The 2,756-nt window shown below is 37.0% G+C and carries 5 protein-coding genes; all 5 read right to left on the reverse strand.

Features of this window, described 5'->3' with window-relative positions; genetic code table 11:
- Positions 1–387: Uma2 family endonuclease (locus tag PX482_RS19255; protein WP_288025185.1), on the reverse strand; the 387-nt coding region annotated here is incomplete at its 3' end.
- A gap of 17 nt (positions 388–404) precedes the next feature.
- Complete coding sequence (locus PX482_RS19260; RefSeq protein ID WP_002758017.1) at positions 405–983, reverse strand: Uma2 family endonuclease; 579 nt, start codon at positions 981–983, stop codon at positions 405–407.
- 5 nt (positions 984–988) lie between these two features.
- Positions 989–1,564, reverse strand: coding sequence for a Uma2 family endonuclease (locus tag PX482_RS19265; RefSeq protein WP_288095048.1), 576 nt, complete (start codon positions 1,562–1,564; stop codon positions 989–991).
- Positions 1,565–1,570: 6 nt separating this feature from the next.
- Complete coding sequence (locus PX482_RS28150; RefSeq protein WP_288054654.1) at positions 1,571–2,134, reverse strand: DUF5838 family protein; 564 nt, start codon at positions 2,132–2,134, stop codon at positions 1,571–1,573.
- Entirely contained in the window at positions 2,124–2,468 is a 345-nt protein-coding gene (locus tag PX482_RS28155; RefSeq protein WP_288122868.1) for a DUF5838 family protein, read from the reverse strand. The genes PX482_RS28150 and PX482_RS28155 overlap by 11 nt, the downstream gene beginning before the upstream one ends.
- Between the last annotated feature and the right edge of the window lie 288 nt (positions 2,469–2,756).

A 2,756-nucleotide genomic window follows, 5' to 3' on the forward strand; every position in this document is an offset into this window, starting at 1 on the left:
AGCAATTTCGACGATTAACTCTGGCGCACCTTCGACATAACCATCCTCACTAATCGTTGATTGTCCACCATTTTTAATTCTTAATAGTGCATCGGGTTGAGGTTCATTGTCCGCATCAAGACGTACCGTACAATTATCGCCCAATTCTGTTCCGGGTGTATTTGACCAATAGTTACCTAACCAAGTAATAATACGCGCATGAGGGTTGCCATGGTTCGTAATTCTTAGGGGAGAAGCCATAATATAAACAATTCCTTCAATGAGTTCTGCTTTTTTTAGATTTGGCATAGCATTATATCTACGCTCAAATTCACGACGAGTAAGCTTGTCCCCATTTTCTAGGTGTGGGATGGTTAATTGAGGAGAAATTGTTGCAGTTGCTATCATCTTTGTATTTCCTGTCGTCAAAAAATGGGTAATTCTAAAGTAAATCCGGGTAAAACGTCCTCCCCAGATAAGGTGGTTGGTAATGAGATGATTTCTACTTCCTGATTTTGGCGATAGATGGCTACCTGTTGACTAATGGGATCAATTAACCAACCTAGTCTTAAGCCACTATCAAGATATTCCTGCATTTTTGCTTGGAGTTGAGTTAAAGAATCAGTATGCGACCTTAATTCTATCACAAAATCAGGACAAATTGTGGCAAATTTTTCTTGTTCTTCTCGGGGTAAAGCGTCCCAGCGTTCATTAGCAATCCAAGCGACATCAGGGGAACATTTACCACCCTTGGGTAAGGTAAAGATAGTAGAATAACTAAAGACTTTTCCGAGTTTTGTTTGACGATTCCATAACCAAACAAAGCCGTTTAAATCTGATTCTCGATTTCCACTAATAGCAGCAATCGGGGGCATAATAATTAATTCTCCTGCAGCAGTTTGTTCAATTCGCCAATCGTCGTTATTATGGCAAAGTTGATAGAATTGCTCATCGCTTAAATTGACGGATTTTAGGTTTAAGGTAATGGGTTCGACGGTAATCATGGGATTTAATTTTCTTGATTAAATACTTGAGAAACTTTTAAATTAAGTTGACTAAATATAGAGGATTTTACTAAGTCATCATTGCTAAAATTACCAATTTCTGTATAAGTATTTCCTCTTAATTCTAAGACTAAAATGGTTTGAGTTTGAGGATCAACTATCCAGTATTCGGGAATCTCACAATCTTGATATTGGCTTCTTTTAGCGATGTAATCTCTCTCTCTTTGGATTTCTCCAGGGCTAACCACTTCAATGACTAATAAGGGGGGTAACATGGAAAGAAGAATCGTATTTCTCTGGGAGAGTAATTGAATATGTTCTTCTCGAATAATGGTTAAGTCAGGATAACGGTTTTTCGGTTCGCCTCTCACTTCTAATTCTAAACCATGTCCTCTGACTCTATCGGTTCCTAGCATTAAAGCAAAGACTAGAAAAAGACGATTGGCAATCTGAAAGTTAAGTCCTGATTCTGGTGGCATTTCTATCAATTTCCCGTTAAATAATTCATAGTTTTCCTCTGAATTATCCTCATACTGTAGATATTCAGCGAAGGTTTGAAAGCGGGGTTTTGTGGTTAACATTAGAGTTCACTCCATTGTGAATGATTTGTAATAGTAAAGCCGAATATTTTCTATTCTCGTTTTTTCTAATTCTTGTTGGGCTGTACCTACCCACATATTAGGTAAAATATCTTGATGTTGATAAAAGCTGTGAACTTTTTGGGCAGTATAATTAAGTTTAAAACAATTTATTAGATCCTGAGGATTTTTGAGATTGTAGTAAAGCACTGGGTTATGATTGGCTTTTGATAAACCTGTAAAAAATAGACTTGATGCTTGGAGAGGTTTTAAGGCTGATTTAGGAAAATGTTGCCACACTTGATTGATGGTTTCTGGTTTGAAAAAATCATCTTCTCTAACTTCGACATAAATTTCGATTTCACTCTTACCATTGAAATAAAAATCAAAACCAATTAGGTTAACAAACCCACTGAGATAATTACTATCAGCAGCACCGTCACTTAAAATAAAAGCGGTTGCTAGTTTTTCGGGATAATCCCCAATTCTGATGTGCATTTTTACACTAGAATCGGCAAGGTCTGTTCTTAAGTCAATACCAGCACTTAGGACTTCTAGCAAGCTAGAAGTCAAAGTTGTCTCCTAAAAATCGCTGTAATAGAGAATAATCTAATTGAACACCCACACGGTTCTCCACTTGCTGAAAACAAGCTGGAGATTGAGTTAGATATTTTTGCCACTCTTGAGCTTTATCTTTAAACAAGAGCATAAACCTTGAGGCAATCAGTTTATCCAATTCTATCTTACAAGAGGCTTCAATACTACAATCGCCTTCAACTTCCATCACGAAATCTTCAAATAGCCGCAGAGGATAAACAGGCTCAACATCGAAAGCTTGTTGATGATTGCGAATAAATTGTAGTGTTTGCTCTTTGAGGGAGTTTTTTTGAATGTCAACAACTATCATAATGGCCAGTTTTTATAGCGGTTCTTGCATCTGTGCGGCACACTTAAACCTTTGCTGATTAAGCTGTTCAGGATCAGGAATGTACCTCTTGTGAATCAGAAACGCTATAGATTGTTAAAAGAATATTTTAGGTAAGGTGAGATTCCGGGCTCTTCGTTACTTGTTATGGTTCGATAGGGGGGCATAAATCGACTAAATCCTTATCTGGCAAGAGACTTAATTGATTAGTTCGCTCTAGATCAAAAATAATTGACAAAAATCGCCAAATGCCTTTCTATATAAGGGTTC

Source organism: Microcystis sp. M53602_WE12, from assembly GCF_030065455.1.
Lineage (GTDB): Bacteria > Cyanobacteriota > Cyanobacteriia > Cyanobacteriales > Microcystaceae > Microcystis > Microcystis aeruginosa.